At 70.8% G+C, this 25,625-nt stretch carries 22 protein-coding genes and 1 pseudogene; 15 read left to right on the top strand and 8 right to left on the bottom strand.

The window, feature by feature from the left end:
- Nucleotides 1-149: 149 nt before the first annotated feature.
- From ACFYXV_RS04230 to ACFYXV_RS04210, 5 genes are all read right to left on the bottom strand, one after another.
- Nucleotides 150-917: a succinate dehydrogenase iron-sulfur subunit gene (locus tag ACFYXV_RS04230; RefSeq protein WP_048474856.1), complete on the bottom strand. Its 768-nt coding sequence runs from the start codon at nucleotides 915-917 to the stop codon at nucleotides 150-152.
- Entirely contained in the window at nucleotides 917-2,671 is a 1,755-nt protein-coding gene (sdhA, locus tag ACFYXV_RS04225; RefSeq protein WP_383341204.1) for a succinate dehydrogenase flavoprotein subunit, read from the bottom strand. Before sdhA ends, ACFYXV_RS04230 begins: the two co-directional genes overlap by 1 nt.
- A gap of 23 nt (nucleotides 2,672-2,694) precedes the next feature.
- Nucleotides 2,695-3,177, bottom strand: coding sequence for a succinate dehydrogenase hydrophobic membrane anchor subunit (locus ACFYXV_RS04220; RefSeq protein WP_030027687.1), 483 nt, complete (start codon nucleotides 3,175-3,177; stop codon nucleotides 2,695-2,697).
- Between the two features lie 5 nt (nucleotides 3,178-3,182).
- Entirely contained in the window at nucleotides 3,183-3,563 is a 381-nt protein-coding gene (sdhC, locus tag ACFYXV_RS04215; RefSeq protein WP_078864375.1) for a succinate dehydrogenase, cytochrome b556 subunit, read from the bottom strand.
- Between the two features lie 152 nt (nucleotides 3,564-3,715).
- Nucleotides 3,716-4,321 (bottom strand): 2-oxo-4-hydroxy-4-carboxy-5-ureidoimidazoline decarboxylase, encoded by a 606-nt coding sequence (locus ACFYXV_RS04210; protein ID WP_389381967.1) that lies wholly within the window; start codon nucleotides 4,319-4,321, stop codon nucleotides 3,716-3,718.
- A gap of 332 nt (nucleotides 4,322-4,653) precedes the next feature.
- On the opposite strand from ACFYXV_RS04210, the gene ACFYXV_RS04205 reads away from it, so the two are divergent.
- Both ACFYXV_RS04205 and ACFYXV_RS04200 read left to right on the top strand, forming a co-directional pair.
- Entirely contained in the window at nucleotides 4,654-5,397 is a 744-nt protein-coding gene (locus ACFYXV_RS04205) for an RNA polymerase sigma factor (RefSeq protein ID WP_385472344.1), read from the top strand.
- Nucleotides 5,397-6,464, top strand: coding sequence for a hypothetical protein (locus ACFYXV_RS04200; RefSeq protein WP_389381966.1), 1,068 nt, complete (start codon nucleotides 5,397-5,399; stop codon nucleotides 6,462-6,464). The genes ACFYXV_RS04205 and ACFYXV_RS04200 overlap by 1 nt, the downstream gene beginning before the upstream one ends.
- 297 nt (nucleotides 6,465-6,761) lie before the next feature.
- Here the strand turns inward: ACFYXV_RS04200 and ACFYXV_RS04195 are convergent, their stop codons facing one another.
- The gene (locus tag ACFYXV_RS04195) at nucleotides 6,762-7,640 is read right to left on the bottom strand and encodes a peptidoglycan-binding protein (RefSeq protein WP_389381965.1); all 879 of its coding nucleotides are present in this window, start codon (nucleotides 7,638-7,640) and stop codon (nucleotides 6,762-6,764) included.
- A 176-nt stretch (nucleotides 7,641-7,816) separates the two neighbouring features.
- Here ACFYXV_RS04195 and ACFYXV_RS04190 point away from each other — a divergent pair, with 176 nt between their 5' ends.
- Together ACFYXV_RS04190 and leuE are read left to right on the top strand one after the other, a co-directional pair.
- A complete protein-coding gene (locus ACFYXV_RS04190; protein ID WP_385472261.1) occupies nucleotides 7,817-9,397 on the top strand; it encodes a methylmalonyl-CoA mutase in 1,581 nt (526 codons plus the stop codon).
- Between the two features lie 44 nt (nucleotides 9,398-9,441).
- On the top strand, nucleotides 9,442-10,095 hold the full coding sequence (leuE, locus tag ACFYXV_RS04185; protein WP_385472264.1) for a leucine efflux protein LeuE: 654 nt from the start codon (nucleotides 9,442-9,444) through the stop codon (nucleotides 10,093-10,095).
- A gap of 52 nt (nucleotides 10,096-10,147) precedes the next feature.
- Here leuE and ACFYXV_RS04180 read toward each other — a convergent pair whose 3' ends face one another.
- Together ACFYXV_RS04180 and ACFYXV_RS04175 are read right to left on the bottom strand one after the other, a co-directional pair.
- Nucleotides 10,148-11,512 carry a polysialyltransferase family glycosyltransferase gene (locus tag ACFYXV_RS04180; RefSeq protein ID WP_385472267.1) on the bottom strand — a complete coding sequence of 455 codons (1,365 nt, stop codon included), beginning with the start codon at nucleotides 11,510-11,512 and terminating at the stop codon, nucleotides 10,148-10,150.
- A complete protein-coding gene (locus tag ACFYXV_RS04175) occupies nucleotides 11,512-12,489 on the bottom strand; it encodes a glycosyltransferase family 2 protein (protein WP_385472269.1) in 978 nt (325 codons plus the stop codon). The genes ACFYXV_RS04180 and ACFYXV_RS04175 overlap by 1 nt, the downstream gene beginning before the upstream one ends.
- A gap of 176 nt (nucleotides 12,490-12,665) precedes the next feature.
- Here ACFYXV_RS04175 and ACFYXV_RS04170 point away from each other — a divergent pair, with 176 nt between their 5' ends.
- From ACFYXV_RS04170 to ACFYXV_RS04120, 11 genes and pseudogenes are all read left to right on the top strand, one after another.
- Nucleotides 12,666-14,012 carry a DUF6716 putative glycosyltransferase gene (locus tag ACFYXV_RS04170; protein ID WP_385472272.1) on the top strand — a complete coding sequence of 449 codons (1,347 nt, stop codon included), beginning with the start codon at nucleotides 12,666-12,668 and terminating at the stop codon, nucleotides 14,010-14,012.
- Nucleotides 14,009-14,704 (top strand): annotated as a pseudogene (locus tag ACFYXV_RS04165) (cytidylyltransferase domain-containing protein); the annotation flags it as partial. The gene ACFYXV_RS04170 and the pseudogene ACFYXV_RS04165, both read left to right, overlap by 4 nt.
- 47 nt (nucleotides 14,705-14,751) lie before the next feature.
- Nucleotides 14,752-15,663, top strand: coding sequence for an N-acetylneuraminate synthase family protein (locus ACFYXV_RS04160; RefSeq protein ID WP_385472275.1), 912 nt, complete (start codon nucleotides 14,752-14,754; stop codon nucleotides 15,661-15,663).
- Nucleotides 15,664-15,785: 122 nt separating this feature from the next.
- The gene (locus tag ACFYXV_RS04155; protein WP_389381964.1) at nucleotides 15,786-16,988 is read left to right on the top strand and encodes a hypothetical protein; all 1,203 of its coding nucleotides are present in this window, start codon (nucleotides 15,786-15,788) and stop codon (nucleotides 16,986-16,988) included.
- Between the two features lie 137 nt (nucleotides 16,989-17,125).
- On the top strand, nucleotides 17,126-18,370 hold the full coding sequence (locus ACFYXV_RS04150) for an amidohydrolase (RefSeq protein ID WP_383341290.1): 1,245 nt from the start codon (nucleotides 17,126-17,128) through the stop codon (nucleotides 18,368-18,370).
- Nucleotides 18,371-18,599: 229 nt separating this feature from the next.
- Nucleotides 18,600-19,667: a BMP family protein gene (locus tag ACFYXV_RS04145; RefSeq protein ID WP_383341172.1), complete on the top strand. Its 1,068-nt coding sequence runs from the start codon at nucleotides 18,600-18,602 to the stop codon at nucleotides 19,665-19,667.
- 152 nt (nucleotides 19,668-19,819) lie between these two features.
- Entirely contained in the window at nucleotides 19,820-21,490 is a 1,671-nt protein-coding gene (locus ACFYXV_RS04140) for an ABC transporter ATP-binding protein (RefSeq protein WP_383341287.1), read from the top strand.
- Nucleotides 21,487-22,602 carry an ABC transporter permease gene (locus ACFYXV_RS04135; RefSeq protein ID WP_383341169.1) on the top strand — a complete coding sequence of 372 codons (1,116 nt, stop codon included), beginning with the start codon at nucleotides 21,487-21,489 and terminating at the stop codon, nucleotides 22,600-22,602. Before ACFYXV_RS04140 ends, ACFYXV_RS04135 begins: the two co-directional genes overlap by 4 nt.
- On the top strand, nucleotides 22,599-23,864 hold the full coding sequence (locus tag ACFYXV_RS04130; protein ID WP_385472281.1) for an ABC transporter permease: 1,266 nt from the start codon (nucleotides 22,599-22,601) through the stop codon (nucleotides 23,862-23,864). Before ACFYXV_RS04135 ends, ACFYXV_RS04130 begins: the two co-directional genes overlap by 4 nt.
- The gene (locus tag ACFYXV_RS04125; RefSeq protein WP_385472284.1) at nucleotides 23,861-24,259 is read left to right on the top strand and encodes a cytidine deaminase; all 399 of its coding nucleotides are present in this window, start codon (nucleotides 23,861-23,863) and stop codon (nucleotides 24,257-24,259) included. The genes ACFYXV_RS04130 and ACFYXV_RS04125 overlap by 4 nt, the downstream gene beginning before the upstream one ends.
- 81 nt (nucleotides 24,260-24,340) lie before the next feature.
- A complete protein-coding gene (locus tag ACFYXV_RS04120; protein WP_385472287.1) occupies nucleotides 24,341-25,618 on the top strand; it encodes a thymidine phosphorylase in 1,278 nt (425 codons plus the stop codon).
- The last annotated feature ends 7 nt before the right edge of the window (nucleotides 25,619-25,625 follow it).

Here is a 25,625-nt window from a genome sequence, read left to right as displayed (position 1 = left end):
CTCCCGTGGGCTGCTGTCGAGAGCATCATCGTAGGACGGGAACCGGGTCGGCCGCCGGATACGAACCGCTCACCCGAACGGGCGAGGGCCCCGCCCCCGGTCGGAAACCGGAGAGCGGGGCCCTCGTACGAGCGCGGACGCGCCGGGAATCAGAAGCGGCGCGTGATCAGCGCGCGCTTGACTTCCTGGATCGCCTTCGTGACCTCGATGCCGCGGGGGCACGCGTCGGTGCAGTTGAAGGTCGTGCGGCAGCGCCACACGCCGTCCTTGTCGTTCAGGATCTCCAGCCGCTGCTCTCCGGCCTCGTCGCGCGAGTCGAAGATGAAGCGGTGCGCGTTGACGATCGCCGCCGGGCCGAAGTACTGCCCGTCGTTCCAGAACACCGGGCACGACGAGGTGCACGCCGCGCACAGGATGCACTTGGTGGTGTCGTCGAACCGCTCGCGGTCCTCCGCCGACTGCAGGCGCTCACGCGTCGGCTCGTTCCCCTTGGTGACGAGGAACGGCATGACGTCGCGGTACGCCTGGAAGAAGGGCTCCATGTCGACGACGAGGTCCTTCATCACCGTGAGGCCCTTGATGGCCTCGACGGTGATCGGCTTCTCCGGGTTGATGTCCTTGATCAGCGTCTTGCAGGCGAGCCTGTTCTTGCCGTTGATCCGCATCGCGTCGGAGCCGCAGATGCCGTGCGCGCACGAGCGGCGGAAGGTCAGCGTGCCGTCGAGGTCCCACTTGATCTTGTGGAGACCGTCGAGCACGCGCTCCTTCGGGTCGATCTCGATCTGGAAGTCCTGCCACTGCGCCTCGTCCGAGATCTCGGGGTTGAAGCGGCGGATCCGGAAGGTGACCGTGATGTACGGGGAGGCCGCTGCCGCCTCTTCCATCTTGTCCGTCTTGGACAGGGTCGGGGTAGCCATCAGTACTTACGCTCCATCGGCTGGTAGCGGGTCGTCACGACCGGCTTGTAGTCGAGCCGGACCGAGTCCGAGCCGTCGGCTCCGACCTCGCGGTACGCCATGGTGTGGCGCATGAAGTTGACGTCGTCGCGGTTCGGGTAGTCCTCGCGGTAGTGACCGCCGCGGGACTCCTTGCGCGCGAGCGCGGACACGGCCATGACCTCGGCCAGGTCGAGCAGGTTGCCCAGCTCGATGGCCTCCAGCAGGTCCGTGTTGAAGCGCTTGCCCTTGTCCTGGACGGACACGTTCTTGTAGCGCTCGCGCAGCTCCGCGATCTTCTCGACCGCGGTCTTGATGGTCTGCTCCGTACGGAAGACCATCACGCACGCGTCCATCGTCTCCTGGAGCTCCAGGCGCAGGTCGGCGACCCGCTCCTTGCCCGTGGAGTTGCGCAGGTGCTCGACCTGGTCGATGACCTGCTGCGCCGGGTTCTCGGGGAGCTCGACGTAGTCGTTCTCCTGCGAGTACTTGGCCGCGGCGATGCCGGAGCGCTTGCCGAACACGTTGATGTCCAGCAGCGAGTTGGTGCCGAGGCGGTTGGCGCCGTGCACGGAGACGCAGGCGACCTCGCCGGCCGCGTACAGGCCCGGGACGACGGTGGTGTTGTCGCTGAGGACCTCACCCTCGACGTTCGTCGGGATGCCGCCCATCGCGTAGTGCGCGGTGGGCTGGATCGGGATCGGGTCCGTGTACGGCTCGATGCCCAGGTACGTGCGCGCGAACTCGGTGATGTCCGGGAGCTTCGCGTCGAGCTGCTCCGGCGGCAGGTGCGTCAGGTCCAGGTACACGTGGTCACCGGCCGGACCGCAGCCGCGGCCCTCGCGGATCTCGGTGTAGATGGAGCGCGAGACGACGTCACGGGACGCGAGGTCCTTCATGACCGGCGCGTACTTCTCCATGAAGCGCTCGCCGTCCTTGTTGCGGAGGATGCCGCCCTCACCGCGGGCGCCCTCCGTCAGCAGGATGCCCATGCGCCAGATGCCCGTCGGGTGGAACTGGAAGAACTCCATGTCCTCCAGCGGCAGGCCGCGGCGGTAGCAGGCCGCCTGGCCGTCACCCGTGAGGGTGTGCGCGTTGGAGGTCACCTTGAAGAACTTGCCGGTGCCGCCGGAGGCGTAGATGACGGCCTTCGCCTGGAACACGTGGATCTCGCCGGTGGCGAGCTCGTACGCGACCACACCGGCCGACTTCTTGACGCCGTCCTCCTCGACGAGGAGCTGGTCCAGGACGTAGAACTCGTTGAAGAACTCCACGCCCTCCTTGACGCAGTTCTGGTACAGCGTCTGGAGGATCATGTGACCGGTGCGGTCCGCGGCGTAGCAGGACCGGCGGACCGGCGCCTCGCCGTGGTTGCGCGAGTGGCCGCCGAAGCGGCGCTGGTCGATGGTGCCGTCCGGGGTGCGGTTGAACGGCAGGCCCATCTTCTCCAGGTCGAGGACGGCGTCGATGGCCTCCTTCGCCAGGATCTCGGCGGCGTCCTGGTCGACCAGGTAGTCACCGCCCTTGACCGTGTCGAAGGTGTGCCACTCCCAGTTGTCCTCCTCCACGTTCGCCAGCGCGGCGGCCATGCCGCCCTGCGCGGCGCCCGTGTGGGAGCGGGTGGGGTAGAGCTTCGTCAGCACGGCGGTGCGGCTGCGCTTCGTCGACTCGATGGCGGCGCGCATGCCGGCACCACCTGCGCCGACGATGACGGTGTCGTACTTGTGGATCTTCATCTTTTTCGCCTCAGCCCCGTTGCCTAGCGGATGTTCGGGTCGAAGGTGAAGATCACCAGCGTGCCCAGAAGGATGGTGAACACCGTGGCGGTGTAGAGCAGGCCCTTCAGCCACAGCCGCGTGTTGGCGCGCTCCGCGTAGTCGTTGATGACGGTACGCAGACCGTTGGCGCCGTGCAGCATGGCCAGCCACAGCATCAGCAGGTCCCAGACCTGCCAGAACGGGGACGCCCAGCGGCCGGCCACGAAGGCGAAGCCGATCTTGGAGACGCCGCCGTCCAGCACCAGCTGGATCAGGAGGTGGCCGATGACGAGGACGACGAGCACGATGCCCGAGAGGCGCATGAACAGCCAGGCGGCCATCTCGAAGTTGCCGCGGGTCGAGCGCGGCGTCTTGCCCGTGCGCTTGCGCGGGGCCTCGATGTACGGCGCCGGGTTGTCGACGTCGTAGAGGCTTACGCCCTCCACGTCGCCGATGGCCTTGGCGGAAGAAGTGTCAGAAGACATGAGTGTCACTTCCCGAACAGTTCGGCAGCTGCGTGGCCCAGGACGGGGTACAGGGCCCCGATCATCAGGATGATCCAGACGATCACGACGCCCCAGAGCATCTGCTTCTGGAGACGGGGGCCCTTGGACCAGAAGTCCACGGCGATCACACGGAGACCGTTCAGCGCGTGGAACAGGATGGCGGCGACGAGGCCGTACTCCAGCAGCGCGACGATCGGAGTCTTGTAGGTAGCCACGACATCGTCGTACGCCTCGGGGGAGACGCGGACGAGAGCGGTGTCGAGGACGTGTACGAACAGGAAGAAGAAGATGAGGACGCCGGTGACTCGATGAGCCACCCAGGACCACATTCCTTCCCGGCCGCGGTACAACGTTCCAGCCGGCACGGAAAACCCTCCGGAAGCGGGGCGGGGGCCAGCCGGCTTCTTTGTCGGTCGGGCCCGGCCGGGTACGGTCCTCCGGCCCCGGACATCGTAGCGACGCTTTGTCGGTTCCCTTGCGCCGGGTCCATCGGTGTGATCAAACAGGCACGGACGGACTATCCCACAGGGGCGAATAGCCCTGAATCCTCGGCGTTTACCCCGTCCTGGGAGGTCAGCCAATGTGTCAGGTCGGCGAGCCGCACCTGGGCGAGGCGGCGCAGCTCGTCCGCCGAGATCGACCGCTCCTCGTCGGTCTCCAGCTCCATCCGCCGCCGGATCGCCGCGAGCAGCTGGTCCGCCTGCTCCTCCGGCGGGTGTCCGTCCAGGCAGATGACGAAGACGTGGCCGAAGTTGCGCTCGTACTCGGCGTGCGCGGCGTCCAGCGCCAGGAGCGCGGCGTAGGAGGCTCCGTGGTCCAGCTCCACCGGGACCTCCGAGGCCAGCGCCTCGCTGAGGTCCGCCTGGGAGAGGTCGTACGAGGCCTCGTCGGCGGCGGCCAGCAGCGCGCCCGGATCCGGGTACGGTCGGTGGGCGGCCACCCGCTGCGCCCAGCGCCGGCTCCCGCAGCAGTGCAGCAGCGCGGCCACGGCGGCTTCGGGGGAGAGGGCGTTGAACCGCGCCAGTCCGGAGCCGGTGGAGGGATCGGAGCAGCCGCGGGCCTGTGCCGGAAGGTGGCTGGACAGCGGGGGGCTCCTCGGGGCGTGGCGCGGGTGTACCGCCACGCTAGCGACGCGGGGCCGGGTGTGTCGTACCGATCCGAGGTTTTCACCCGGAAGTGAGCCGAAAGGATGACGGGCGTGGCGCGTGAACGGCCCGATGGGGGAGGAGGAAGACGACCGAGGCCGCCACCCCCCACAGGAGAGGCCCCGGTCGCCGTCCGTACGGACTCGTGCGACAAGCCCGTACCCCTGTCAGCGCCGCGAGTGCGTTTTGTGTCACACCCCGCTTCGCGCACGATTGGTTGCTCCCCGTACAACTCGTGGACGAAGGTACTTGAAAGCCGTAACGTGCTGATTTGCGCCACAGGTACAGGACAGTGAAACGGTTGGGGACTTTGCTGGGGGACGACGCGGAGCTGACCGCCGCGGTGCTCGCGGCACAGGGCGGCGACGAGAGCGCGTTCCGGTCTGTGTACCGCGCCGTGCACCCGCGCCTGCTCGGTTACGTACGCACGCTCGTCGGAGACGGCGACGCGGAGGACGTGACCTCGGAAGCATGGCTGCAGATCGCCCGCGACCTCGACTCCTTCACCGGTGACGCCGACCGCTTCCGCGGCTGGGCCGCCCGCATCGGCCGCAACCGTGCGCTGGACCACATCCGCATGCGCGGACGCCGTCCCGCCATCGGCGGCGACGAGACCGAGCTGACCGCGCGCGCCGCCGACAGCGACACCGCCGGCGAGGCGATGGAGGCACTGTCGACCGGCCGGACCATGGCGCTGATCGCCCAGCTCCCGCAGGACCAGGCCGAGGCCGTGGTGCTCCGCGTCGTCGTCGGTCTCGACGCGAAGACCGCGGCCGAGACCCTGGGCAAGCGGCCCGGGGCCGTGCGCACGGCGGCCCATCGGGGCCTGAAGAAACTGGCCGAGCTGCTCTGCGCGGAGGGCGGGTTCGCGCCGGAGTCGGAAACCGGCTCGGATCCGGCGGGCCCGGTCGGCCATAATGCCGGTGGCCAGGCGAGGGACGGCGGGGGCGGGAGGGATCTCGACGCCGTGCCCGCTCAGCGCGGCAGGGGCGGTGGTCTCGTACAGCAAACCGGTGTGACGCATTCACGTTGGCGGACGCAGAAGGACATGTGATGGCCGACGAGCGCAACAGGTGGCTGGACAAGGCCGCGGCGGAACGAGTGCTGCGCGGCGACCCGGCCGCACCTGGCGGCGACCCGGGCGCCCGCGAAGCGGAAGCACGGCTTCGGACCGCCCTCGAACTGCTGGCCGCGCCGCGGCCGTGCACCGGGACGGAACTGCCCGGCGAGGCCGCCGCGGTGGCCGCCTTCCGCGCGGCGCGCGGCGGGGCCGAGGCCCCGGCGGCGTCCGGCACATCCGCACTCTCCGGAACTTCCGGGACTTCCGGGATGTTCGGGATGGCCGCACCGGCCGGCGGTGACACCTCTCCCCTCGTGGAGCTCGGACAGATCCGGCCCCTCGCCGTCCCCGCGTCCCCGGCCCGGCGCGGCCGCCCGGTGCGCTTCGGGCTCGTCGCCGCGCTGGCGAGCGTCGCCGTCGGCGGCCTGGCGGTCGCCGCGGGGGCCGGCCTGCTGGACCGGGGCACGCACGACTCGGCGGGTCCCGTACCGGCGGTTTCCCTCAGCGCGGACGAGAACCCGACGCCGCCCGGCGGCACCGGGGGCCCGACCCCCGGCCCGCAGCTGCGGCCCACCCCCTTCCGGGGCACCGACGGCGTGCCGCCCACCCCGGGCGGCGGGCCGACGACCGGCGGACCGGACTCCGGCGCGTTGCAGGGATTCGGTACCGGGACGGTGGCGGGCCCCGACGCCGCGTCCGGCGGCGGCGCCGACAGGAACGGCCGGGACGGCAAGACCGCGAAGGACGGCAAGGACGCGCTCGCGGGCGGGACCGCCCCGCTGAAGGACGCGGACCGGCAGACCCGCCTCAAGGCGGTCGACCTGTGCGAGGCCTACCGCTCGGGGGAGATGACCTCGGACCGCCGCGACAAGCTTTCGAAGCTGGCGAAGGGCCTCGCGCGCATCCCGCACTTCTGCGAGGAACTGCTCGACGGGCCGGACAGGAGCACCACCCCGACCGTGCCGCGCGGTTCGGACATCGGGGGCGACGTGCTCAAGGCCCCGACGCTCGTCCCGGCCAGCCCGGGGATCTCGGCGCCCGCCCGCCTGCCGTCGCGCTGAGGGCCCGAAGGCCCCGAGGGCGATTTCCGGCCACCTTTCGGGTGGTCCGTACGAGCGCACCGGGAAGGCTCCGGGCGACGTCACGAGCGGGCTGTAACACTTTTCGAACCTGCGGCGCAGTACATATCGAGCCGACTGGTCATCGGCCGCGCATGAGCCGGGGTTCCCCCCGTACCCCTGGGCTCTGCGCACCCGGCGCGGGCGGGGTTCGTTCCCCCGGCCCTGCCCGCGCCCTTTACTTCACAGACCGGATCACCGGGGACACCGGGATCACCGGCACCGCCCGGCCATCGGGGATCACCAGTAGACGACGACCTTGTCGCCGACCTGCACCTGCTCGAACAGCGATGCCAGCTTCCCCTTGTCCCGGACGTTCACGCAGCCGTGCGAGGCGCCGGCGTAACCGCGGGCCGCGAAGTCGGCGGAGTAGTGCACCGCCTGGCCCTGGCTGAAGAACATCGAGTACGGCATCGGCGTGTGGTAGATCGTCGACGTCCAGTCCTTGGCCTTCCACTCCACCTTGAACTGGCCCTCACGGGTCGGAGTGTTCTCGGAGCCGAAGCGGACGTCCATCGTGGAGACGATCTTGCCGTCGATCATCCAGGCGAGCGTGCGGCTCTCCTTGCTGATGCACATGACGCGGCCCGTCATGCAGCGCGGGTCCGGCGCGTCGACCTCGTTGACGGTCGGCGGGCGCAGCTCGTCGGCGGTGGGCTTCTTGCTGACGCTCTGGATCTTCTTCCAGGTGGCGTCGTCGACCGCGCCGGAGGCCGTCAGGCCGTTCTTCGTCTGGAAGGACTTGACCGCGGCGGTCGTCTTCGAGCCGTAGAAGCCGGTCGGCGCGACCGTCATGTACTTGAGCTGCTTCAGGCGGGCCTGGAGCTCGCGGATCTGCTCGCTCTCGTCGCCGTTCGCCATGATGGCCTTGACGGCCGGCGACGCGGAGGCGGACGCGGACGGCGAGGCCGACTGCGAGGCGGACGGCGAGGGCGAGGCGTCGGCGGGCTTGTTGTCGGTCGACGGTGAGGTTTCGGGGGTGGAACCCGCCGCGGACGCGGACGGAACCTTGGAAGCGGAGCCGGCGGGCTCCGTCTTCTGGGGCCCGCAGGCGGTCGCGGCGAGCGCGACGGCGGTGGCCACCCCGAGCGTGCGGATTATGACTCTCTGGCGAAGCATTGCAGTCCCCCGATTTCTACGTCGTGTATGTAGGTGATGCCTGGCGGGCGTGGACAGTTGCAGACGATCCAGGGATGTTGCGCCATTGTGACCAGCGGCCGTCAGACGACAGCCGGAGCCGCCGCGGGGAGTTGTATCAGCCCCGAGCCCATTTGCTCCATGGAGGGTTTGGTCACATGGCCAGTACCGAGAGCGGGAATCCCATCGAACCCGTCTATGGGCCGGGGGATCTGACGGGGTGGGATCCCGAGGTCAAACTGGGAGAACCAGGGGCGTATCCGTACACAAGAGGTGTTTACCCGACCATGTACACCGGCAAGCCGTGGACGATGCGGCAGTACGCCGGGTTCGGCACGGCGGCCGAGTCCAACGCCCGGTACCGGCAGCTCATCGCGGGCGGCGGCACCGGACTGTCGGTCGCCTTCGACCTGCCGACGCAGATGGGGCACGACTCCGACGCGCCCCTCGCGCACGGGGAGGTCGGCAAGGTCGGCGTAGCCGTCGACTCCGTCGACGACATGCGGGTGCTCTTCGACGGGATCCCGCTCGACCGGGTCTCCACGTCCATGACGATCAACGCCCCGGCGGCGCTCCTCCTCCTCATGTACCAGCTGGTCGCCGAGGAGCACGGGATCGAGGGCGCGCAGCTGACCGGGACCGTGCAGAACGACGTGCTCAAGGAGTACATCGCGCGCGGCACCTACATCTTCCCGCCCGGGCCCTCGCTGCGGCTGACCGCCGACACCTTCCGCTACTGCAAGGCGGAGATCCCCCGCTGGAACACCATTTCCATCTCCGGCTACCACATGGCCGAGGCCGGGGCCTCGCCCGCGCAGGAGATCGCCTTCACGCTGGCCGACGGCATCGCCTACGTACGGACCGCGCTGGCGGCCGGGATGGAGGTCGACGAGTTCGCCCCGCGGCTGTCCTTCTTCTTCGTCGCCCGGACCACCCTGCTGGAGGAGGTGGCGAAGTTCCGGGCCGCCCGCCGGATCTGGGCCCGCGTCATGCGCGAGGAGTTCGGGGCCCGGAACCCGAAGTCGCTCATGCTGCGCTTCCACACCCAGACGGCCGGGGTCCAGCTGACGGCGCAGCAGCCCGAACTCAATCTCGTGCGGGTGGCCGTGCAGGCACTGGGAGCGGTGCTGGGCGGCACCCAGTCGCTGCACACCAACTCCTTCGACGAGGCGATCGCCCTGCCGACGGAGAAATCGGCGCGCCTCGCCCTGCGCACCCAGCAGGTGCTCGCGTACGAGACGGACGTACCGCACACCGTCGACCCCTTCGCCGGCTCGTACGCCGTGGAGCGGATGACGGACGAGGTCGAGGAGGCCGCGCTCGCGCTGATGCGGCGGGTCGAGGACCTCGGCGGGGCGGTGGCCGCGATCGAGGCCGGCTTCCAGAAGGGGGAGATCGAGCGCAACGCGTACCGCATCGCGCGCGAGACGGACGGCGGCGAGCGCGTGGTGGTCGGGGTCAACCGCTTCGTGCTGGATCAGGAGGAGCGGTACGAGCCGCTGCGCGTCGACCCGGAGATCGAGGACCGGCAGCGTGCGGCGCTGGCGGCGCTGCGCGCGGAGCGCGACGGCGAGGCGGTGGCGGCGGCGCTGGCCGCCCTGCGCGAGGCGGCGGCCGGCACGGCGAACGTGCTCCATCCCATGAAGGAGGCCCTGCGCGCCCGGGCCACGGTGGGCGAGGTCTGCAACGCGCTGCGGGAGGTCTGGGGAACGTACGAACCGACGGATTCCACATGGTGAAATGACGGCGACGACAGGTGCGTCCTCATGGGACACTCCTGCTCATGCTGGGTGTCACCGATCTGCCGACCTATCTCGTCGGACTCATACTGATCATTTTGCTGCCGGGGCCGAACTCGCTGTACGTGCTCTCGGTCGCCGCGCGCCGCGGGGTGCGGACCGGGTACAAGGCCGCCGCCGGGGTGTTCACCGGCGACGCCGTGCTCATGGTGCTCGCCGCGGCCGGGGCCGGGGCGCTGCTCCAGGCCAGTCCGGTGGCCTTCGGCATCGTCAAGGTGCTCGGCGCCGGGTACCTGACCTGGCTCGCCGTCGGGATGATGCGCGGGGCGTGGGCGCTGTGGCGCTCTCGGGCCGAGCGCGAGGAGCGGGACGAGGCGCCGGCCGGGGCCGAGGGCGCCGAGGCGGAGCGGCCGTACCGGCGGGCGCTGCTGATCAGCCTGTTCAACCCCAAGGCGATCCTGTTCCTCGTCTCCTTCTTCGTGCAGTTCGTGGACCCCGCGTACGCCTACCCGGCGCTCTCGTTCCTGCTGCTCGGCACGCTGCTCCAGCTCGGCAGCTTCCTGTACCTGACGCTGCTGATCTTCGGCGGGACCCGGCTGTCCGCCGCCTTCCGCCGCCGCAGGCGGCTGTCGGCCGGGGCCACCTCGGCGGCGGGCGTGCTGTTCCTCGGCTTCGCGGCGAAGCTGGCCGTGGGCTAGAGCCTCCCGGTCCTGCCCCTCGGATCGGCTCGGGGCCCGCCGGGGCCCGCCGTCACCGCGTGCGGGCCGCGCGCAGCCGCTTCAGCCGGCGGACCACGCGGCGGACGGCCGGGCTGTTCGGCAGGAAGGACAGCTGGGCCGGGATGCCTCCGGGCAGCCCGAGCGTGGTCAGCCGGCGGCGCTTGAAGTAGCGCCAGGTCCGGTCGTCCAGGTGCGCGGCCAGGTACCGCTCGGCCTCGGCGCGGCGCGGGGCGAGGATCTGCGGCTGCATGGTGAACCCGACCGCGGTGAGCAGCCCGGTCAGCCGGTCCCGGTTCTCTTCGGGGCCGGGCGCGGTCCAGCCGGCGACGGCCCCGGCGTCCGCGAGGGCGGGCAGAGCCGCGTCCACGATCGTCAGCGGGATCCGGTTGCTGTTCTGGTACGGGGCGAGGCGGGCCAGTATGGCCTCGGTCCCGGTGCGCGCGACGGGCAGCCCGTACAGGGTGGCGGCGGTCAGCAGCCCGGTGGAGAAGCAGCCGACGACCAGCGCCGGGCGCAGCCGCTGGTAGAGGGTCTCGGCCAGGACCGGGGTGGCCATGACGGTGAGCCGGGCGCCGAGCCGTTCGGCCTCGGCCTCGGCGCGCCGCGAGTAGGCGGCGGGGGCGCTGGGGTGCGGTTTGAAGACCAGCTCGCGGTGGCCGAGGGCGCAGGCGCCCCGGACCATCTCCACGTGGAGCTCCTCCTCTTCCTGCGGGGAGAGCAGTTCGAGCGCGGAGAGGTACTGGCCCAGGAGCAGCGCCGGGGCCTCGCCGACCTCGTCCAGCTCGGGCCCGTACGAGGGCAGCTCGGCGAGCACCTTCAGGAACTCGGGGGCCGGGACCAGCTCCGGCGGCACGTCGAACTCGGTGAGCAGCAGCGGCTCCAGACCCGGCACCAGGTCCAGGTGCAGGACGCGGCGCACGCGCATGCCGAGCTGCGGGTCGAGGCGGAAGCGGGTGGGTCCGTAGCTCATCAGCCCGTCGGCGTAGACGTCGACGGCGGCGCCGGGGAACAGCGTGCACAGCGTCCGGGCGGGCGGGACCTGGATCGACTCCACGATGATCTCGACGCGGTCCTCGCCCAGTCCCCAGACCGCCCGGAGCTGGCGCTCCCAGAGCGGGACGTCCTCGGGGCGCGGGGCCCAGACGCTCGGGTGCTGGGGGGCGATGGCGGCGTTCCAGTCGAGGACGTCGTCGAAGCGGGTGCCGAGCGCGGAGAAGCCCGGCATGTCGGCGAGGCCGGGGGAGACCTCGGCGGTGAGGGCGTGATTGCTGGTCAGCAGGATGCGGCGGCGGGCCGGGGGGAAGCATCCCGCGTCGATGCCGGCGGCGAGCGTGGCCATCCCGTAGAGGGTGGAGGCGAGGAAGATCTGTGTGCAGGGGGTGTGGTGAGTCGCCATCAGAGCGCGGCTCCCGCTCGTGCGGGACGGCGGCGCAGGCGGCGCAGGACTCCGGCGCGGTCGGCGTCCATAGAGTTCAGAGCCCCGTCGAGCACGTCCTGGGGCATGCGTCCGAGCGCGGCCGTGCTCATCGAACGGAGTTTCTTGGCCACGGCCGGTTCGTACCTCTCGATGGTCCCGATATGGTGCGCGATAATTGCACAATATGTTCGGACGGCTTTCGGGAGCAGAAGATCACTTTCCCGGTCTTCCGCCGTATCGGCCAGAACCTGGTCGAAAGCCTTGATGAAATCGAGCTGGCGCTCGTCCTTGATCTGCGTGAGCGAAGTGGCGACCCCGCGCCGGTAGAAGATCCCCGGCAGCCCGATCGCCGCGAACGAATCGGCCCCCCGGTGCAGCCGCCAGATCCACGGCCGGTCCTCCGCCGTGCGCAGCCCGTCGGTGAAGTGCAGCAGTCCGCGGTCCAGCAGCCGCCGGTGGTACATCCCGGCCCAGGCGTACGGATAGTCGACCGAGGTGGCCCGCGAGGAGGGCAGGATCCCGGCGCGCGGATCGCCGACGACCAGCTGCGGACCGTAGGGGACGCGCTGCACGCTGCGGGTGCGGCCGGTCACCTGGACATGGTCGTTGCGGACGAAATCGCAGCTCAGAGCCTCTATGACGGCCAGGGTGCGAGCCAAGTGGCCGGGCGCCAGCCAGTCGTCGCCGTCCAGGAACGTGACGTACTCGCCGCGCGCCGCGTCCAGGCCGGTGTTCCGGGCGGTGGCCAGGCCGCCGTTCCGTTCGTGTCTGAGGAGCACCGCCCCCGGCAGCTCGCGCGCCGCCCGCTCCAGGAGTTCGGGCGTGCCGTCCGTCGAGCGGTCGTCGACGAGCAGGAACTCGAAATCGTCCCGGGCGTTCAGTTCGAGGCTTTTCAGGGCATCCGGTGCGTATGTCTGCACGTTGTAGAACGGCACGACAACAGAGAGCTTGAGCACCCGCGAGACATTAAGGCGTTGGCCGGCATTCACCATGGCCCGTACGCGGATTCCATGTGAACGAAGCGGGGCGGGCGCGTTAACCGGTGCGGTTTCGCATGACGTAGACGGGTTGTTAACCCGCTGTTGTGCGTTCGTTGGGCCGATCACCGAAATTGCGGAATAGCTTCTGCCGGGTGCCAGCCAGTAATCGCGCAGCATCTCGTAGTCATCCCCGGACTGCCCTCCGCGTCGCCGTACTCGCCGATTCCGATACGCGATGGAAATGGGGCGCACTCACCGCCCGCCGCCTGTCGGAAGAACCGCACCTCACCGGATTCCTGCTCCGCGGCCGGGCCACCCCGACCGCGCGCCAGCTCGGCGAGGTGGGCGTCCGGGCGGACCGGCTCACCGAGGTGACGTGCGCACAGTTCCTCGCGGAGGCCGGGCGCGAGAAGTACGACGTCGTCGTCCTCGCCCTCGTCGGCGGAGCCGTCCAGGCCGTCCTGCACGGGATCCGCGCGCTGTGGCCCGAGGAGGCCGAGCGCCCCGTGCTCGTCACCGGGTACGTGGGCGTCGTATACGAGAAGCTCGCCGACGGCCTGCTGCTGCGCCACGGCGCCGACCTCGTCCTCGCCAACTCCCGCTACGACGCGGGACGCTTCCGCGCGGTCTACGAGGGCGTCGGCGCGGACGCCGGCGCCGTCACGGAGACCGCACTGCCCTTCCTCGGCGGAGCGGCGTACGAGAAGGCCGGCAGCCGCGCCCACACCGTCGTCTTCGCCGTCCAGCCGTCCGTCCCCGAGAGCCGCGCCGACCGCGCCTACCTGCTGGAACGGGCCGCGGGGCACGCCCGGAAGCACCCCGGGCGCGAGGTGCTGATCAAGCTGCGCAGCCGTCCGGGGGAGCACACCACCCACCTGGAGGAGCAGCCGTACCAGCGGCTCGCCGAGCGGATCCCGGGCGGACTGCCCCCCAACTGCCGCCTGGTGTACGGGAACATGGGCGAGGTCCTGGACGGTACGGACCTGCTGGTCACCGTCTCCTCCACGGCCGCGCTGGAGTCGCTGCACCGCGGGATCCCGACGGCGGTCCTCACCGACCTCGGCATCCGCGAGGCGCTCGGCAACCACCACTTCCTCGGCTCGGGCTGCCTGGCCTCCTGGGACCAGCTCGACGCGGGCCTGCTGCCGCAGGGCGATCCGGACTGGCTGGCCGACCAGGGCGTGACGGGCGCCTCCGGCGCCGGTGACCCCTTCGCCGCCGCGCGCGAGCGGCTCGCACACCTGCTGGACCTCCCGGTGCTCCCCGCCGTCGCCCCCTACTACACGCAGGTCACCGCACCCCGGTACCTGCCCGGGATCCTCGCCCGCCACCACCTCGCCCCCGACGGCAGCCCGCTGCCCGGTGCCGTCCGCGAGAGCGAGGGGGAGTCCCGGCTGCGCCGCTGGCTCCGCTCGCACCTGCGCGACGCCGCCCGGGGGGCGTACCGGCACGGAGTCCAGCGCGTGGCCCCGATGATCCGCCGGATGGGGGAGCTGTGAGCGCCCCCGCCGGCCCCCGCGTCCTGGCCGTGATCCCGGCCCGCGGCGGCTCCAAGGGAGTCCCGGGCAAGAACCTCGCCGAAGTGGCCGGGGTCCCGCTCGTCGTACGGGCCGTCCGGGCCTGCCGGGGCGCGGCCACCGTCACCGACGTCGTGGTCTCCACCGACGCCGACCCCATCGCCGAAGCCGCCCGCGCCGCCGGGGCCGACGCGATCCGCCGCCCCGCGGCGATCTCCGGGGACACCGCGAGCAGCGAGGCCGCCGTCCTGCACGCGCTCGACGCCTTCGAGGAACTGCACTCCCTCACCGTGGACGTCGTCCTCCTCGTCCAGTGCACCAGCCCCTTCCTGACCTCCTCCGACGTCGAGTCGGTCGCCGCCGCCGTCGCCACCGGCGCGGCCGACTCGGCCCTGACCGTCGCCCCGTTCCACGGCTTCCTCTGGCGTGAGGCGGCCGACGGCGCCGGGGGGACCGGCGTCAACCACGACAAGGCCGTCCGCCCCCGCCGCCAGGACCGCCCCCAGGACCTGCTGGAGACCGGAGCCGCCTACGCCATGGACGCCGCCGGCTTCCGCGGCGCGCGGCACCGCTTCTTCGGGCGCACCCTCCCCGTCGCCACCGACCCCGCACGGGTCCTGGAGATCGACGACCCGCACGACCTGGCGCGCGCCCGCCTCCTCGCCCCCCTCTTCACCTCCCCTCAGCACCCCCACGCACCGAACGAAGGACCTCAGCTGCCATGACCGTCGACACCCCCAACTCCCGCCTGCGCACCTTCGGCTCGCGCACCGCCGGCCCCGGCCGCCCCGTGTACGTCGTCGGTGAGATCGGCATCAACCACAACGGCGACCTCGGCAACGCGTTCGCCCTCATCGACGCCGCCGCCGAAGCGGGGTGCGACGCCGTGAAGTTCCAGAAGCGCACCCCCGAGATCTGCACCCCGCGCGACCAGTGGGACATCGAGCGCGACACCCCCTGGGGCCGGATGACGTACATCGACTACCGCCACCGCGTCGAGTTCGGCGAGGCCGAGTACCGCTCCATCGACGAGTACTGCGCCAAGCGCGGCATCGACTGGTTCGCCTCCCCGTGGGACACCGAGGCCGTCGCCTTCCTGGAGAAGTTCGACGTCCCCGCCCACAAGGTGGCCTCCGCCTCCCTCACCGACGACGAGCTGCTGCGCGCCCTGCGCGCCACCGGCCGCACCGTCGTCCTCTCCACCGGCATGTCCACCCCGAAGCAGATCCGCCACGCGGTGGAGGTGCTCGGCAGCGACAACATCCTGCTCTGCCACGCCACGTCCACCTACCCGGCCAAGGCCGAGGAGCTCAACCTGCGGGTGATCAACACCCTGCAGGAGGAGTACCCGAACGTGCCGATCGGCTACTCGGGCCACGAGACGGGCCTGCAGACCACCCTGGCGGCCGTCGCCCTCGGCGCCACCTTCGTCGAGCGGCACATCACCCTCGACCGCGCCATGTGGGGCTCCGACCAGGCCGCCTCCGTGGAACCCGGCGGCCTGGCCCGTCTGGTCCGCGACATCCGCACCATCGAGACCGCCCTCGGCGACGGCGTCAAGCGCGTCTACGCATCCGAGCTCGGCCCCATGAAGAAGCTCCGCCGGGTCCAGGGCGAGCTCGCCTCGGTCTGACCCTCCCGCCGGTCCGGGCCGCGGTCCCGCCCCGCGGCCCGTCGCGCATCTCCGTCCGGTGTCCGTCCGGCCGGTGTCCGTCCGGTACGACGTCCCGCCCCCGCCCTGACGAGGAGTACGTGGTGACCCCCTCCGCCTCCACCCTGGCTTTCGTCGAGAGTCCGGTCCAGCTCCTGAACGTCCTGGAGTGGGCGCACGCCGAAGCAGCGTCCGCACCGGGCCGCGCCCCGCTGCTCGGCGGCGTCCCGGCCCAGCCCAGCCGAGCCGGCGCCCGCGGCCCGGCCGAGGCCGGCGAGGACGCGGCAGCCCCGGTCCACGCCCCCGTCCGCTCGGCGGGGGCGGGCTCCTGGCTGCGGATCGTCGTACTGCCGCCCACCGACCCCATGTCCCGCGGCCAGCTGCGCCGGATGGCGGGCCTGGCCCGGGACGAGGGGTACGAGGTCGCCTGGCAGGAGGCCCGCGGCGGCCGGCTCGCCCCGCTCAAGGCGCTGGCCGCGCTCGCCAAGGACGTCCGCGCGGCCCGCCGCGTCGTCGTCGGCGACCCCTTCTCCCGGTACGTGCAGCTCCTGCTCACCCTCGTCCGGGCCGAGGAGCTCGTGGTGGTCGACGACGGCACCGCGACCATGGAGTTCGTCGCCCAGACCGCCCGCGGCGAGCGCCTCGTCCGCTGGCACCGCGTCGGCGGGGGCGGTCTGCCCGGCCGGGTCCGCGAGCTCGCGTACGCGCCGGTCTCGGCCACCGCCCGGCGCCGCTTCACCCCGGCCGCGGGCGCCGGCCGCCGCGTCGAGGTGTTCAGCTCGATGCCCGTCACCGTCCACGGCGGGATGACCCTGCGGGTCAACGAGTTCGCCTGGACCCGCTCCCGGTTCGGCCCGCCGCGCCTGACGAAGGGGACCGACCTCGTCGGCACCTCCCTGGTGGAGACCGGGGTCGTCGACCCGGCCCGCTACCTGGACGCCGTGCGCGCCCTGACCCTGGAGCACGGCGCCACCCGCTACTTCGCGCACCGCCGCGAATCCGCGGAGAAGCTGCGCACGCTCAGCGAGGCGACCGGGCTGGAGATCGTCCGCCCGGACCTGCCGCTGGAGCTGATCGCCCGGCGCGGACCGGTCGGCCGTACGATCGTCAGCTTTCCGTCCACGGTCGTCCACACGCTGCCCTACGCACTGACCGGAACCGGTGTGACCGTCGCCGTATGCGACGTCGAGGCGGCCTGGCTCACCGGCTCCGCCTCGCCGCGCGCCCGCAGCTTCCTCGCCGGGGTCACCGAGACCGCCCGTGATGTGCACAGACTCCCCGCCCAGACCGCTTCTGCGGCCGGATGAGCGCGCGAGTTTACCCCCGGGTGCATCACGTCATGCGTCCAGAGGTCTGGTTTTTTTCCCCTAACGGCATGAACTTTTGGTGATCCACAGCCAGTTGGGCCATTCGTGCGCCTACCCTTCAACGGGTGAACCAGTTGATGTCCCGCGAGTCCCAGACCGCCCTGCCCGGCACGCCTGACCGGCCCGAGCTGCCCGGCAAGATTCCGGACCACCTGCGTGCCGAACTGATCGAGTTCCGCCGGGACTTGCACATGCACCCCGAGCTAGGACACCAGGAGTTCCGCACCACGGCGGCGATCAAGGCCCGGCTGGAGAAAGCGGGACTGCGGCCCCGCGTACTGAAGTCCGGAACCGGCCTGGTCTGTGACGTGGGCACCTGGGACGGGGGCCGGCCGATGCTGGCCCTGCGCGCGGACATCGACGCCCTGCCCATTCCGGACGCCAAGACGCACGCGGCGTACCGCTCGACCTTCCCCGACCGCGCCCACGCCTGCGGTCACGACGTGCACACCGCCGTCGTCCTCGGCGCCGGCCTGGTCCTCGCCGACCTCGACCGGCAGGGCCTGCTGCCCCGCCCGGTGCGGCTGCTGTTCCAGCCCGCCGAGGAGGTGCTCCCCGGCGGTGCCACCGACGCCATCGCCTCCGGGGTCCTGGACGGCGTGGGCCGGATCATCGCGGTGCACTGCGATCCGCGGGTCGACGCCGGGAAGATCGGGCTGCGCACCGGCCCCATCACCTCCGCCTGCGACCGGCTGGAGATCGCCCTCGCCGGCCCCGGCGGGCACACCGCCCGCCCGCACCTGACCACCGATCTGGTGACGGCCGCCGCCCGGGTCGCCGTCGACCTGCCGGCCGTGCTGTCGCGCCGGATGGACGCCCGCTCGGGCATGTCGATCACCTGGGGCCGGATCGAGGCCGGGCACGCCTGCAACGTCATCCCGATGCACGCCGAGCTGTCCGGGACGATCCGCTGCCTGGACATCAACGCCTGGCACGAGGCGCCCGACCAGATCCACGCGGCGATCGACGAGATCGCCGGGATGCACCGGGCCAAGTCGGAGATCACGTACGTGCGGGGCGTGCCGCCGGTCGTCAACGACCCGGTGGTGACCGAGCTGCTGCGCGAGGCGATGGCGGCCCGGCTCGGCAAGGAGTCGATCGAGGACACCGAGCAGAGCCTGGGCGGCGAGGACTTCTCCTGGTACCTGGAGCACGTGCCCGGGGCCATGGCCCGGCTCGGCGTGCACACCCCGGGCGCGAGCGCCAAGCGGGACCTGCACCGGGGCGATTTCGACGTGGACGAGTCCGCGATCGGGGTCGGCGTGGAGTTCTTCACGGCCGCGGCCCTGCTCGACGGGCGCCGCAGCAGGCCGGCCGGGTAGCGCGCGGGCAAAAATTTGTACAACATCTGAGCGCCTCCCGTCACAGGTGTCCAGCCCTTGGTACACAAGGGCTGGACACCCGTGCAGTTACCAATCGGTCACTGTCCGATTCGCGACGATCCGATAACGACTCATGAACGGCCCTTTAACTGACATCTACGCGCGTTACGATCGCCGCGAAACCAGCGCCGGTCGTGGCGCTTCGGTCAGGTTTTGAAGGAGCCTCCCCTTGCGCCGGATCACCAGGATCGCCACCGTGGGCATCGCGTCCGCGGCGCTGGCCCTCTCGGCCACCGCCTGTGGCGGAAAGAAGTCTTCCGACTCCACCGCGTCCTCTTCGGAGTCGGCCGGTTCGTCGGCGAAGTCCGCAGCCATCGCCTATGACATCGGCGGCCGCGGCGACCAGTCGTTCAACGACGCCGCCTTCGCGGGCCTGGAGAAGGCCGAGAAGGACCTGAAGGTCAAGGGCGCCGAGGCGGAGCCCACCGAGGGCGAGAGCGAGGCGGACAAGGTCCAGCGCCTCACCGAGCTCGCGCGCAAGGGCAACAACCCGGTCATCGGCGTCGGCTTCGCCTACGCCCCGGCCATCAAGAAGGTCGCCGAGAAGTTCCCGAAGACCACCTTCGGCCTCATCGACGACACCTCGGTGACCGCTCCGAACATCGCGAACCTGGTCTTCAACGAGGAGCAGGGCTCCTACCTGGCCGGCGTCGCCGCCGCCAAGGCCTCGAAGACCGGCACGGTCGGCTTCATCGGCGGTGTCGAGGTTCCGCTGATCAAGAAGTTCGAGGCGGGCTTCACCCAGGGCGTCAAGGACACCAACCCCAACGCCAAGGTGCTGTCGGCCTACCTGACGCAGCCGCCGGACTTCTCGGGCTTCGCCAAGCCCGACCTCGGCAAGGCCGCCGCCAAGGGCCAGCTCGACAACGGCGCCGACGTGATCTACTCCGCGGCCGGTCTCGCCGGTTCGGGTGCGATCGAGGCCACCGCCAACGCGGGCAAGTGGGCCATCGGCGTCGACTCCGACCAGTACAACCAGGCCGGTCTGTCGAAGTACAAGGACAAGATCCTGACCTCGGTCACCAAGGACGTCCCGGACGCGGTCTACAACCTGATCAAGTCGGTCGAGGACGGCAAGCCGCAGACCGGTGAGATCCGTTACGGCCTGGACAAGGACGGCGTCGGCCTGGCCGACTCCAACCCCGCGTACAAGCAGATGGCGGACGTCACCGCCGCGGTGGAGAAGGCCAAGGCCGACATCATCGCGAAGAAGATCACCGTCAAGACCGCCCCGTAAGGCCGTCTCTGACTTGCAGTAGTGGTCTCCGGGGTCCGGGAAGCGGTCTCTACCGCTCCCGGACCCCGAGCCGTGTTCTGTGATCTTGTGGCCACTTGGCCGCAAGTTTTCACTTTCGACAGTGCTACGCGCGTAGAGGCATCGTGGACGCGATACCTTCTCTCCCCCGCCCTGTCCCCCCTGCCAACTTGGCTTTCCAGCTCCTTCCGCGCCAAGGAGAGTGCGTCATCAACGCGTCCAGCCCCCCTCTCGCCGTAGAACTGAACGGCATTACCAAGCGTTTCCCCGGCGTCGTCGCCAACAAGGACATCGCGATCAGCGTCCGCAAGGGCACGGTCCACGCCCTCATCGGTGAGAACGGCGCCGGCAAGTCGACCCTGATGAAGATCCTCTACGGCATGCAGAAGCCGGACGAGGGCACCATCGCCGTCGACGGGGAGCAGGTCTCCTTCTCCAGCCCCGGCGACGCCATCGCCCGCGGCATCGGCATGGTGCACCAGCACTTCATGCTGGCCGACAACCTCACCGTCCTGGAGAACGTCGTCCTCGGCGGCGAGAAGCTCCACGGCATCGGCGCCAAGGCCCGCAAGAAGATCGTGGAGATCTCGGACGCCTACGGCCTGGGCGTGCGCCCCGACGCCCTCGTCGAGGACCTCGGTGTCGCCGACCGCCAGCGCGTGGAGATCCTCAAGGTCCTCTACCGCGGTGCCCGCACCCTCATCCTCGACGAGCCCACCGCGGTGCTCGTACCGCAGGAAGTGGACGCACTCTTCGACAACCTGCGCGAGCTCAAGGCCGAGGGCCTGACCGTCATCTTCATCTCGCACAAGCTGGGCGAGGTGCTGAAGGTCGCCGATGACATCACCGTCATCCGCCGCGGCACCACCGTCGGCACCGCCGACCCGAAGACCGCCACCACCAAGCAGCTCGCCGAGCTGATGGTCGGCAGCGAGCTGCCCACGCCCGAGACCCGCGAGTCGACGGTCACGGACGTCGCGATGCTCAAGGTGCAGGACCTGCGCCTGGCCGCCACCGACCCGGACGGCGTCGTCCGCGAGGTGCTCGCCGGCATCGACTTCACCATCCACAAGGGCGAGGTCCTCGGCATCGCCGGTGTGGAGGGCAACGGCCAGACGGAGCTCATCGAGGCCCTCATGGGCATGACGCTCCCGGACGGCGGCGTCATCACCCTGGACGGCAAGGACATCTCCACCACGCCGACGCGGGCGCGCCGCGAGGGCGGCATCGGCTACATCCCCGAGGACCGCCACCGCCACGCCCTGCTGCTGGAGTCCCCGCTCTGGGAGAACCGCATCCTCGGTCACGTCACCGAGGCGCCCAACTCCAAGCGCGGCATCCTCGACCCGAAGGCCGCCCGCAAGGACACCGAGCGGATCGTGCGCGAGTACGACGTCCGCACCCCCGGCATCGAGGTCACCGCGGCCTCCCTCTCCGGCGGCAACCAGCAGAAGCTGATCGTCGGCCGCGAGATGAGCCACAACCCGAAGTTCCTCATCGCCGCCCACCCCACCCGCGGTGTGGACGTCGGCGCGCAGGCGCAGATCTGGGACGCCATCCGCGAGGCCCGTCGCGAGGGCCTCGCCGTGCTCCTGATCTCCGCGGACCTGGACGAGCTGATCGGCCTGTCCGACACCCTGCGCGTGATCTACCGCGGCCGCCTGGTCGCGGACGCCGACCCGGCGACCATCACGCCCGAGGAGCTCGGCACCGCCATGACGGGCGCCGCCCGCGGGCACCTGGAAGCCAACGACAACCCTTCCGCCGCTGCCGACGGTGACACGACGGAGGACGAGGCCCGATGAAGAAATTCGACAAGGACCGGCTGCTCCTCGCGGCCGCCGGACCCGCGCTCGCCCTGGTCAGCGCCTTCGTGCTGACCATGATCGTGCTGGCCGCCTCGGGCGTGGACCCGATCGACCCGCTGCGGATCATGATCGACCAGGCCAGTTACGAGGACGTCCAGGTCCTGATCGTCAACCAGGCCGGCATCTACTACCTGGCAGCCCTGGCCGTGGCCATCGGCTTCCGGATGAACCTCTTCAACATCGGCGTCGACGGCCAGTACCGCCTCGCGGCGATGATCTCGGCCGTGGTCGGCGCGGCGGTCACGCTGCCCGGCCCGCTGCACATCCTGCTGATCGTGCTCGTCGCCATGGCGACCGGCGCCTTCTGGGCCGGCATCGCGGGCATCCTGAAGGCCCGCCGCGGCGTGAGCGAGGTCGTCTCCACGATCATGCTCAACGCCATCGCGACCTCCGTGATCGCGTGGCTGCTGCTGCCGAAGAACCTCGGCGTCCAGCCGGCCGGCTCGAACGACCTGACCACCGGCGACATCCCGGACTCCGGCTGGTTCCCGGCGCTGTCCCTGTCCGGCGGCGACATCTACGGGTTCACCTTCGTCGCCTTCGCGCTCGGCATCGTCTACTGGTTCGTGCTCAACCGCACCCGCTTCGGCTTCGACCTGCGCGCCTCCGGCGCCAGCGAGTCCGCCGCGCAGGCCTCCGGTGTGGAGCCCAAGAAGATGATCATGACCGCGATGCTCATCTCGGGCGCGGTCGCCGGTCTGACGGGCATGCCGCTGCTGCTCGGCGAGTCCCACACATACAACCTCTCCTTCCCCCTGGGCATCGGGTTCACCGGCATCACGGTCGCGCTGCTCGGCCGCAACAACCCGGTCGGCATCCTCTTCTCCGCCTTCCTGATCGCCTTCATCGACAAGTCCTCGGCCGGCCTCGACCAGAACGGCTACGCCAAGGAAATCGGCACGATCATGCAGGGCCTGATCGTCATCGCCGTCGTCGTCAGCTACGAGCTCGTCCGCCGCTACGGCATCCGCCGCCAGCAGCAGAAGGTCGGCGAAGAGCTGGCCGCCGGCCACGCCCTCAAGACCGACAACAAGGAGGTCGCGGCGTGAGCACCAGCACCGTTTCCGCGACGAGCGCCGCGCCCAAGAAGGGCGGAGGCCGCCGCAAGCTCACCCTCCCGTGGATCCTGCTGATGATCGCGGGCGGCCTCGCCCTGATCTCCCTGGCCCGGGTCATCTCCGGAGCCAACGACCTGACCTCCGTCGGCCAGGTCTCCGGCGCCCTCCAGCTCGCCGTGCCGATCGGCCTCGCGGGCCTCGGCGGCCTGTGGGCCGAGCGCGCGGGCGTGGTCAACATCGGCCTCGAAGGCATGATGATCCTGGGCACCTGGTTCGGTGCCTGGGCCGGCTACCAGTGGGGTCCGTGGACCGGTGTCCTCATGGGCATCGTCGGCGGCGCCCTCGGCGGCCTGCTGCACGCGATCATCACGGTCACCTTCAACGTGAACCACATCGTCTCCGGTGTGGCGGTCAACATCCTGGCCGTCGGCTTCACCCAGTACCTGTCGAACTTCACCTTCGACAAGGCCCCGGGCGGCTCCTCGAAGCAGTCCCCGCGCATCGACCCGATCACCGAGATCACGATCCCAGGGCTGTCCGACTGGATGGCGACGCTCCAGGCCAAGCACTGGTTCCTGATCTCGGACCTCGCCGGTGTGATCGGCGGCCTGGTCACCAACCTGTCGCTGCTGACGGTCGTGGCGGTGCTGCTGGTCCCCGCCACCTGGTGGGTGCTGTGGCGGACCTCCTTCGGTCTGCGCCTGCGCTCCTGCGGTGAGAACCCGGTCGCCGCCGAGTCCCTCGGCGTCAACGTCTACAAGTACAAGTACATCGCCGTGGTCGTCTCCGGCGCGATGGCCGGCCTCGGCGGCGCGTTCCTCGCGATCGTCTCCACCGGCATCTACCAGGAGGGCCAGACCGGCGGCCGCGGCTACATCGGTCTCGCCGCGATGATCTTCGGTAACTGGATGCCGGGCGGCATGGCCCTCGGCTCGGGCCTGTTCGGCTTCACGTACAGCCTCCGCCTGCGCGGCGGCGCCGAGAACGTCCACGCGATGCTGCTGCTCCTCGCGATCCTGCTCGTGATCGTCCTCGTGTGGCAGCTGTACAAGAAGAAGTACGTCCAGGGCGCGATCGCGGCGGCCTGCGCGGCCGGCCTGTTCCTCTGGTACGCGCTGACCGACGCAGTCCCGAGCCAGTTCGTGGACGCCGCCCCGTACGTCACCACGCTCCTGGTGCTCGCGCTCTCCGCGCAGCGGCTGCGGATGCCGAAGGCGGACGGGTTGCCGTACCGCAAGGGCCAGGGCAAGTGACGACGGCGATCCACCCCGACTGGGAGGCCCTGCGCGAGGCCGCCCGGGACGCCATGTCCCGGGCGTACGCCCCCTACTCGGACTTCCGGGTCGGGGTGGCGGCCCTCGTGGACGACGGCCGGATCGTCGTCGGCTGCAACGTGGAGAACGCCAGCTACGGGCTCAGCCTGTGTGCCGAGTGCGGGCTGGTCTCCTCCCTCCAGGCCACCGGCGGAGGCCGCCTGACGCACTTCACCTGCGTCGACGGCAAGGGCGACATCCTCGTCCCGTGCGGCCGCTGCCGTCAGCTGCTCTTCGAGTTCGGCGGACCGGAACTGCTGGTGGAGACCCCGAAGGGGGTCCTTCCGCTGGCCGAGATGCTGCCGCAGGCCTTCGGGCCGGACCACCTCGGATAGCCGTGCCGACGGCCCTTCGCCCCTGCCGGGCGAGGGGCCGTTCCCACTCCCTCTCTCTATGCGCGTAGAAGGAAGCACCACATGGACGTCATCTCCGTCATCCGTACGAAGCGGGACCGCGGCGAGCTGAGCCCCGAGCAGATCGACTGGGTCATCGACGCGTACACGCGCGGTGTCGTCGCCGACGAGCAGATGTCGGCGCTGGCGATGGCCATCCTGCTCAACGGCATGAACCGCGCCGAGATCAAGCGCTGGACCGCCGCGATGATCGCCTCGGGCGAGCGGATGAACTTCGACTCCCTGTCCCGCCCCACCGCCGACAAGCACTCCACCGGCGGCGTCGGCGACAAGATCACCCTGCCGCTCGCCCCGCTCGTCGCCGCCTGCGGCGCGGCCGTACCGCAGCTCTCGGGCCGCGGCCTCGGCCACACCGGCGGCACGCTGGACAAGCTGGAGTCCATCCCCGGCTGGCGTGCGCTGCTCTCCAACGAGGAGATGCTGCACGTCCTGGACACCACGGGCGCGGTCATCTGCGCGGCGGGCGACGGCCTGGCCCCCGCCGACAAGAAGCTCTACGCGCTGCGCGACGTGACCGGAACCGTCGAGGCCATTCCGCTCATCGCCTCCTCGATCATGTCGAAGAAGATCGCCGAGGGCACCGGCTCGCTCGTCCTCGACGTCAAGGTCGGCACCGGCGCCTTCATGAAGAACATCGAGGACGCGCGTGAGCTCGCCTCGACGATGGTCGCCCTCGGCACGGACAGCGGCGTCAAGACGATCGCCCTGCTCACCGACATGTCCACCCCGCTCGGCCTGACGGCCGGCAACGCGCTGGAGATCCGCGAGTCGGTCGAGGTCCTCGCCGGCGGCGGCCCCTCCGACGTCGTCGAGCTGACCATCGCCCTGGCCAAGGAGATGCTGGACGCGGCGGGCATCAAGGACGCCGACCCGGCCAAGGCCCTCGCGGACGGCTCCGCGATGGACGTCTGGCGCCGGATGATCTCCGCCCAGGGCGGCGACCCGGACGCGGCCCTGCCGGTCGCCCGCGAGCAGCACGTGGTCACCGCCCCGTCCTCGGGCGTCCTGACCCGCCTCGACGCGTACGGCGTCGGCGTCGGCGCCTGGCGCCTGGGCGCCGGCCGCGCGCGCAAGGAGGACCCGGTGCAGGCGGGCGCGGGCATCGAGCTCCACGCCAAGCCGGGCGACACGGTCGTCGCCGGCCAGCCGCTGATGACCCTGCACACGGACACCCCGGAGAAGTTCGAGTACGCCCTGGCCTCCCTGGAAGGCACGTACGACATCGCCCCGGCCGGCACGGCGTTCTCCGCCACGCCGATCGTCCTGGACCGCATCGCCTGACCTGCGG

The organism is Streptomyces sp. NPDC002181 (assembly GCF_042890485.1).
GTDB lineage: Bacteria > Actinomycetota > Actinomycetes > Streptomycetales > Streptomycetaceae > Streptomyces.
This window is presented reverse-complemented; position numbering and strand designations above follow the sequence as displayed.